The sequence below is a fragment of the Nonomuraea ceibae genome, assembly GCF_019396325.1.
GTDB classification, from domain to species: domain Bacteria; phylum Actinomycetota; class Actinomycetes; order Streptosporangiales; family Streptosporangiaceae; genus Nonomuraea; species Nonomuraea ceibae.
In genome coordinates this window covers 1-8,637 of sequence record NZ_JAHKRO010000200.1, presented here as the reverse complement: position 1 = coordinate 8,637, position 8,637 = coordinate 1, and the positions used below count along the sequence as shown (strand labels likewise).

General features: G+C 63.1%; 4 protein-coding genes. All 4 read right to left on the bottom strand.

Annotated elements, in window-relative coordinates; all coding sequences use genetic code 11:
- Positions 1–124 precede the first annotated feature (124 nt).
- The 4 genes from KME80_RS48545 to KME80_RS48530 all read right to left on the bottom strand — a co-directional run bounded on the left by KME80_RS48545 (position 125) and on the right by KME80_RS48530 (position 8,368).
- Positions 125–2,425, bottom strand: coding sequence for a pPIWI_RE module domain-containing protein (locus KME80_RS48545; protein WP_219519383.1), 2,301 nt, complete (start codon positions 2,423–2,425; stop codon positions 125–127).
- A gap of 32 nt (positions 2,426–2,457) precedes the next feature.
- Positions 2,458–5,772: an ATP-dependent DNA helicase gene (locus tag KME80_RS48540; RefSeq protein ID WP_219519380.1), complete on the bottom strand. Its 3,315-nt coding sequence runs from the start codon at positions 5,770–5,772 to the stop codon at positions 2,458–2,460.
- A complete protein-coding gene (locus KME80_RS53110) occupies positions 5,769–7,040 on the bottom strand; it encodes a restriction endonuclease-related protein (RefSeq protein WP_219519376.1) in 1,272 nt (423 codons plus the stop codon). The genes KME80_RS48540 and KME80_RS53110 overlap by 4 nt, the downstream gene beginning before the upstream one ends.
- A gap of 62 nt (positions 7,041–7,102) precedes the next feature.
- Positions 7,103–8,368, bottom strand: coding sequence for a helix-turn-helix transcriptional regulator (locus KME80_RS48530; RefSeq protein WP_219519373.1), 1,266 nt, complete (start codon positions 8,366–8,368; stop codon positions 7,103–7,105).
- Positions 8,369–8,637: the final 269 nt, after the last annotated feature.

Genomic DNA, 8,637 nt, shown 5'->3' with positions numbered 1-8,637 from the left:
ATCGAGGGCTGGTACAACCTGCACCGCCTGCACAGCAGCCTGGGCTACCGTAGCCCCGCCGACTACGAGGCAGTCGCAGCGGCCTGACCACCACAACGATGGTGTCCGTCGGAGCGGAGCAAGCTCACCCGTCGACCATGACGACGTAGCCCATGCCGGGTTCCAGTTCGTCGTGAACGAGGCTGGCGAGGGCGTCTTCGACGTGGGCCGCTGCTTCTGCCCATCGTTCCTTGTCCGTCGCGGCCTTGCCGTCGACATGGAGTGCGTAGTCACTGGCGTGGAAGGCAGTGATCGCCTGTCGATAGGGCACCCAGGCCCCGATGAGGGGGGTCCACGCTCGCATGGTCCAGGCGCCACCCTCCTCCTCTGGAGGGAACAGAGCGGTGGCAACGACGATACGCTTAGTGTGTTTGTCGTCGACTGTCTTGGCTTGCCGGCGGACGTGGATACCGCAGTAGACGAAACTCCCGGCCGCCTGCCCCTTCTTGTCCTTCGCGATGGCCCGCGCGAGGCGCTGGTCGATGATGCCGAGCGAGCGGTACAGGTCGAGAAGCGCCATGTAAGCGGCGTGGTCTTTCCCCGGCATCGGAGGGCTTATCTCTGTGCTGGGATTTCCGAATGACCCCGGCTTCATCCCCTTCATGAACTGGCAGACGAAGTCCTTTTTGGCCAGGAAGCGGCGGACCTGGAACTTTCCGTCATACCGCTCCTTGCGAAGCAAGAAGGCGTTTCGCTTCTCTCCCTCGTTCTTCTTCAGGGCCGGCATCTCGGTCTCGCACCAGGCGGCGACCATCACGTTCGACTCGCTACCGGCGAAGTCGTCTTCGAAGGAGTTGAACTCCACGGTCCGGTTGATGTCGTCGCCGTGTGCCAGGAAGCGCTCAGCCTTGCGGAAGACCACGCTGATGCCAGGAGTGAGGAGAACCTTCTCGCCCGACTCCGGATCACCAATGGGCGGGCTGTCCGGGAAGGCCAAGGCGAGCGCATTGATCATGCGCAGGCGGGTGCTGTGGCGGTACCACAAGCATACAATCCGCAGGTGATCGAAGCCTTGGGCGTTGACGGAGGCGGTGATCTCTTCGGGTGAGGGAAAGCCGATGGTGTGGAGGAGTTCGCCGGCATCGATCCGGCGAACCCGTTCTTGAGGAGGCATCTTCTGTTTGTCGGTGGGGCGTGGCTCGAAGGTCATCGGTTCCACCGCGAAGCCGACCCAGCTGGCCTTCTCGCCGAGCACCTTGGTGACGTGCTCGGCGAGAAGCCGCAGGTGAAGGGTCCCCGGTCCCGTGCCGACGGCAAAGTTGTCGTTCTTCGGCATGAGCGGACGGATAGCTCCGGCGTCAGGAGTGATGAACGAGGGGAACTCTCCATTGGCTGCGGCCTTCTCCAGCACAGCCCGTTCTTTTGTGACGCGCGTCTGCAGGTCGCGCAAAAGGCTGACGTCCATTTCGTCGCGTGCGAGCAACTCCAGCGCGCGCTGGTTGACTTCTCGAACGCTGCCGCTGCGCACCAGTTCGGTGTGGAGAATCGGAAGGCCGTCCCTGCCCTGGTAGATGTTCGTCGACTTGGCGAAGACCATGTTGCTGTGGACGCGGGTTATGTGGGCGTCCAGGAAGATGACGGGGTGGACGACGTTGGGCTCGGTCTTCATGACCACCGAGAACCGGGACATCGCGTACTGGGCCGCGGTGGCGTCGTTCACCACAGTCCCGTCGTCACGAATGTTGTACTTGCGCCCGATGGGGTGGTCCCACGCGATGAGTCCACCCCTGCTGTCGGGAAGGTACGTGACCTCCCGCTTGTTCGGGTTGGCCTTCCAGCCAATCGTGCGGTTCTTGAAGACTTGTACGCCGTCAGTGTCACGCTTGAGAGAGCCGTCCGTCTCCTTGGCGGGGACCTGCTCGGTGATCGGGACGAGGTCGTAGATGGTGAACTTTTGCGCGGCGAGCTTCTTGGAGATCACCCAGGGCACGGCCACGTACATCCAGTCGGGGCACTTCGGTTGCCTGTTCGGCACCGGCTTGAGGAACCGCGTCATCTCGAACTCCTGCTCAGGCGTGCTCGCGATGGCGTCGGCCACCGGCGGCACGTCAAGGAGGACGGCCTGATCGGTGGACAGGCCTTTGCTGTAGCCGACGATGCACCGGAAGACGTGGCGCAGAGTGTCGTCGTCGATCTTCTCCAGTGAGACCAGGAAGTCGAGGTACCGGTCGAGGTGGACGTAGCCGCCGGTTTTGAATTTCAGGTAGGTGAGGGCGGTTGAGTATGGCAGATTCTTCTTCTCGTCGTCCCCATCACCTTGCAGCTTCTCCCATTCATCGCGCACGTTGCGCGGGAAGATGCGTACGTACACCTTCTGGCCCTGGACGAGTTCGGGGGTACAGCGCAGGGTGAGGGCGCGCGGAAAAACGGGAGTGCTGTCGCTCAATGCTGTGATCTCTCTCGGGATGAAGCGCTGGGCTATGCGGAGAGGGTGAGGTCGACGCCTGCGTAGGTCAGGAAGGCATTGACCGCTTCGCCGTACAATTCGGCCATCTGCCGACGTTCTTCCGGCAGCCACCGGGAGGCCATGCGTTCGATGATACTGGCCAGGTCGGAACTCCAGGTCTCGTCATGGAAGGCGTAGTCCACGAAGTGCAGCTCCATGTTGGTGCCGCCGCGTCGGGCTCGGCCGGCGAGTTGGATGAGAGACACCAGCATTCCGGCGACCATTTGCTCCTGGAGGACGAGGTCCATGGTCGACAGTTGGGGGGAGGAACGCAGGATGGTGGCCAGGTGATCTCGTGCTGCGGTGCGGGCCGCTTGCAGAGCCCCAGTGGGGTCTGCGGTACCGGATGCGGGCAGTGCGCTGATGCCTGCTGCGTTGACGCTGCCGTACATCCAAGCGGGATCGTCGATGATCAGCGGGGGCCTCACGCACAAATAGATGGAGTGGATGGCTGAGCGGAGACTGACGACAATGTTAAGTCCTCTGGCGATGTTAGCCAGGGGAGCGATCAGAATGTCGCCGAACTGGGGGAATTCCTCGACCTCTTCGACAGTGATGCGCCGGACCAGCGACGGGTCAGGGAGGTGACGGACGTTACTGAGACGATCTTCTTCCCGGACGAGGACGCACACACGATGGGAGAGTCCTTTCGCCTTAGCGAGGCCGGTCGCGATGTGGCCGCACTGCTCGTAGCTGTTGGCCGTCAGGATCACGCGTGCGCGGGCTGAATCCGTCTTGGCCAGGCGCGCGAGTTTCCTCGACAATTTCGTCTCGTACAGGCGCTCGCCGATTTCGCGTAGAGCTTCCGGTTTATCCGAGGGGAACTGGCCAGCGATCGGGATGCGTTCCCCCGCCTTTCTGTGGCCATCTCCGTAAGTGACGGCCGAGGACTCGACCAAGATGGATTCTTCCTGAGCGTCGGTCATCCACCACATCACGGGGGCGTGGACATGTTCCTTAACCGCCTGCGGGAAGTAGGCAGTGGCGGAGAGCCCGAAGATGGGCCGCTCTACGCCGGCGGTGATCAATGAGACCAGTCCGCCGAGTTCTGATACGTAGGTGTGCGGGTCGCCAGCCATGTGCTGTGCGGAGAGCTTGGCGTCCTTCTCCGGGTTCTTCATGCCGGTGACCCGGTATCCGTTGATCGGTCTGCCGATCATTCCGTGCGGGAGTACGTCGGCAATGCCGCCAGAGCGCATGGCGTCGATGATGCGGTTGGCGGAGAGCAGACCGGAGTGGCGCAGAGACTGGGCGGTGTCGCGCAGCATAGCCAGGGACCAGTCCAGCTCGCTCATCAGCGTGCGAATGAGGAGATGGTCGATGGTCCGGTTACGTGCGCGGCCATCGCTGATCATCGGGGCGAGTGCCTCGTGCAGCCTGAGCTTGAGCACATCGCGCTGGTTGATGCCCCGTGGCGATACGGCTGCCCCGAGGATGCTTCCGACTCGCTCCCACTCGGGGCTCAGGAGGACGGGTGTGGGGGCCGTCTCGTCATCTTCGCCGAAGTCGGGGGCCGGGACCAGAGCGTTGAGCCGATCGACAGCCTCGCCGGGAAGCGGCTCTCCGTCACTGACCTGATATTCGGGAAAAAGCAGGCCGATGAGCTCGCGGTCCTTAGAGCGGGCCAGGCGCCACCCTTCGTAGTCGTATTCGTGCCGCAGCTTCGGGACTCGAGCGTCGTCGTGATGGTTGAGCCGGAATACTTTGGTGCACAGTCCGGTCAGCAGTGACTCGGCCATGAGCCGTACGTGACTGACCGATTCAATGAGTTGGTCCTCGAACCGGAGGGGAAGATGCTTGGCTGCGGTGTCGAGGACCTGCGGTTCTGCGGTCCACGGGCGCCGGGAGTGCAGGTCAACCGTGGTAGCGCACCGATCGACGGCGACGGATTGGAAGGCGTCGATCTCGTCGATGATGACGAAGTCACTGGCGCGGAGCACGAACTCGCGGACGGTGACAGAACGGACCGGGCGGCCGTCGATCTGGATGCCCACCCGCATGGCGCCTTGAATGAAGTTGTGGTGGTTGGTGACGATCACCGTGGCGTTGGCGGCCTGGTAAGCGGGCGTGAACTTGCCGCAGGTCGGGATCCAGGGGCAGGCCAACACCTCTCTGCCGCCGTGCAGGCTCAGGCAGTTCTCCTTGCCGGGTCGGTAGATTCCGGCGGATTCGAGCCAGTGCTGCTGTGCGCACCCGTAGGCGAGGTGGTCGACGTCGCGAAGCCCTCGCTTGCCCCATTCTCCGGGAGCCTCAGGGTCCTCTTTGATCAAGGATGCATGCTTGAGGGCCCGCTCGTACCGCGAGGACGGTGACATCAACGGAGCGCATGTCGCCAGGTACTTGGTCTTGTCCGCCTTATGCAGGATCTCGAGGTCGCGACTGATGTCCCAGACGGAGGCGAGCGTGGCCTTGACGTCGGGGACGAGCAGAGTAACGCGGTAGTCGTTGAGCGCGGCCCACGAGCCCAGGAGACGAACCAGCACAGACTTACCGGTTCCCGTGGGTGCGTGAAAGATCTGGGTTCGGCCAGCCAGGAGGTCCAGCACGTCCACAGTGTCGGTGTCGCGGGCCTTGACCCGGTCGAGCAGACCCGTCAGCACCTTGTACAGCCAGGGGCCTGCTTCCGTGCCCTCATACTGGGTGTCCAAGAGCTGTGCGATGTCCTTGAGCTCCTGAACGCCCACCCGGACCGCGCCGAGATCTGGCCGGGTGGTGAGGGCCGGAAGTGAGTCATGGCCGAGCGGCTGGGTGAAAGCGGGGAAGCGGGGGATGGTGACACGCCCGTGGACGATCTCGTTGCCTTCGGTACGTTCACTCGTCTCGTATATCTGCCCCGGCGCTGCGAAGTTGTGGGGCTTTCGCCGGCTACTCGGCCGCCGGAAGGGAGCGAGAAGGCTCTTGGCATAGCCGAGGTAGTCTCCTCCCAGGAGAGGGTGGGCCGCAGTCGCGGTGAGAGGATCACCGGCCAGGGTGAACAGGCGGAGGGCGATCTCCTCATCCTCGTTACCCCAGTTCATGGCCCCCAGGAGGATCCGTGCGGCGGAAGCGAACCGCGTCTCGTCGGCGAGGTCGGGGTTGCTGAGGTTCATCACCTCCGCCACAAGTCGCCGTTCCTCACTGCCCAGTTCGTTCCACCTCTCCCATGCCTGTGGCTTGCAGCTGGCAAAGAACGCCGCGTGGCGGAAGGAGGCCAGAGGCTTGCCGACGTCGTCTTGTTGTGGGAAGTAGTGGGCGGCAAGGGCCAGTGCGGCTCGGATGAACGCTTCCTTGGCGGTCATCTGACTCATGCCCATCCCACCCCGGCGCTCCGGCAAACCATCTGGGCGAAGTTGGTCATGGTCATGGCCTTCATTCCGTACTTATGGCAGGTCACGGTCAGTAGGGGGATCTGGTCGGCGCGGTGGTCGGGAACGACGAGCCATTCGGCACCGCCCTTGTCGCCCTCATTGCGGTGCAGGCTCTGCGCCAGGACACGGCCATGGGTGTAGTCCTTCACATCCACAGTGAAGACATGAGCCCTCCCATTCAGGCCTTTGACCTCAATGCGATGGTCATATGCATCGCTCATCGGCCAGAGCCTGACGGCCTCGTCCACATCTGTCTGTCCGGCGGACAGCCGCTCACGCAGGACGGAGTGCAGACGCAGCTCATACAGGCCGGGCACACAGGTGTAGCGCCACACGCCGCGCTTGAGGGCCAGATGTCCCTCAACCGGCTTCGCCTCTGGCAGGGCACCGATGGTACCCAGCGCGAGGGCCGCCTCGTGCGGAGCGGGCGTGTCGGAGCTGTCGGAGTGCAACTGCGGCGCGTCGCCGGACGTGGGCCTGAACATGAAGCTGGCGCCGCAGTCGGCGTGACGGTCGTAGAGGCAGGCAACGCGGTAGTACTCGCGGCCCGCGTTCATCCGCTTGCTGATCTTCATGGGCCACTTGCACACCGTGCAAGGAAACCACCAGGTGCGGTAGATAGCATGGTAGGGAATCGGCTCGTAGTAGCCGATCGCGTTGAGAGGCAGGTCGCGTTCGTTCAATTCAGCGGCCGTGCCAGCGGGGCATTCCACCAGTGTGGTGCGGTCCTTGACGTATTGGGTGTCACCACGGCCCTTCAGGATCTCGTACATTTGATCCTGGTCGATCTCGTCCTGGAGTTGTTCCTCGGTGAACCGCATCCGGCCGATCCGCCGGAGCCGCTTCAAGATTCGGTGCAGCTGGGAGATCTCCCACTGCAGATCGAAGGCGTTGCCGGTGACGCAGCCCTCGGCGTCGACGACGGGGAAATCGAGATCGTCGAAGCCGGATCGGTCCAGCCAGGACGGGAGCAGGCCTTCGATGGGTCCGCGCAGCCTCTCGCGGAACTCGCCGATTGACAACGGCACTCCCGGGCCGTACGCGGCGTGTAGGTCACCGTAGTACTTCATCAATTTTTCGGCCCGGTGCCTCGGGCTAAGGTCCGGGGCGGTCATCGTCTGACAGGCTTTGATGAAGGTGAAGTTGATCAGACGGAACGCCTCGAAATGGGAGAACGTCAGGCCGTCGTCGTCGGCATGGGTCGTCACGGGAAACACCGTAGAGCACGGGTCTGACAATAACCTCGGAACAGTTTGGACTACCTAAATGATCACTGCGATGATGGCGCCACAGTCGGGTACATATCGGTGTAAATGTGCAGGTAAGCCGCGATGTGCTGCTGCCCGAGCGCGGTCGCATGCCACCGATATTCGAGGACATGCGTATCGCCTGGCGCCATCCGGGGACGCAATTCGATGAGTCCCCTGCTGGCATGCGCTTGTCGGTTCGGCCGGTAGCCGACGGCCAGATAGAACAGGGACTTGCCCGTCAACTCGCTCTCGTGGAGACCTTCCGGGCCAGCAGCGGCGACACGCAGCAAAACGCCCCACAACCATTCGGACAGCAGATGTGCGGGTGTCTCTGGCTCTACGGGCTCTCCTAGGCCAGCACGCGCACAGGCACGGCCGAGGCGCGTGATCTCCACCAGGGTGCGGTCCACCTCACCGACCCCGGCAACCTCCACACGATCCGTGGCCACCTTGATCAGTCCTAGCCGCTCCAGGGCGTGGAGGGTTGCCCCAGCCCCTTGATCGTGAACACCAGCGCTCCGGAGGCGCTGCTGAAGGCGGGTGTGACCGACCACTTCAGTGGGTGCGTCGAGAGAGAACGGCAACTTTCGCCACTGCCTGGCGGGCGGAACCCTGGCCTGGTTTTGTCGGCGCATCCACATTTCAGTCTCGGTCATCCGGTCATCCCGCAGGATCTCACCGAGATAGACCCGCTGCCGATCATTCAAGTTCTCCCAGCTCTCGACTGCTGACGCCGGCGGCTCGTGCCGCTCCCGCTCGGGCAGGCGAGGGGGCTCATCTGTCGGCCGGGTACGCATCCAGGCATCCATGACCATACGTACCGGCACCTCATACACAGCGGCCAGTTGCTGCACAAGCCGACCCGTGTACTCCGGCTTCCTCCAGTTCCAGCCGGACACCTGACGGTTCCGCTCCATGCTGCGGATCTTGTGTGCGTCCACGAACAGATCACCGCCTGCGGCAGTAGCGCGAAGTCGGGTGGCGACCTCCTCCGCAGTGAGACCAGCGGCATACCGGAGGTCAACCAAGGTCTCGGTCCCGCTGGGCGTACCCGTGAGGTCCGCAGTGACGCAGCCGAGGGCATCGGCGAGACGCCGCACGTTTCTGGCTTCAGGCACATACCTGCCCTCCTCCCAGTAAACGACCACGCGATACGTGACCCCCACACGATCAGCAAGCTCCTGTGGAGTGAGCCCTGCCTGCTCACGCAGCACCCGGATCTTGGTGTGGTCAACGGCCAGCAGACGCCTCGGCATACCCCCAGGAAACTTCAGTGAAGACTTCATGGCAACTCTCCTGGCACCGAGCGGATCACAACTTGGCGGTGAGATCAAGAGAGCCGATTCGAGAGCGCACGAGGGTTCATGACTCTCGTCGCAGCGATCATCTGCTGGCGACGCCTCGTCCAATGAATCCACTGTTAGGACCGCTTAGAGCGCCTAACAGAATGATCGTTGTTGTGCTTTGATCTCTCGCTGTAGCCGAGCGAGAGGAGCACGGTGGCCAGGCTGAAGCCGTGGGAGGTCAGCGACGAACTGTGGGCGGTGATCGAACC

What these genes read in the sequence shown, in the direction of transcription:
- KME80_RS48530 (WP_219519373.1), bottom strand. Translation starts at nt 8,368, where the DNA reads ATGAAGTCTTCACTGAAGTTTCCTGGGGGTATGCCGAGGCGTCTGCTG.
- KME80_RS48540 (WP_219519380.1), bottom strand. Translation starts at nt 5,772, where the DNA reads ATGAGTCAGATGACCGCCAAGGAAGCGTTCATCCGAGCCGCACTGGCC.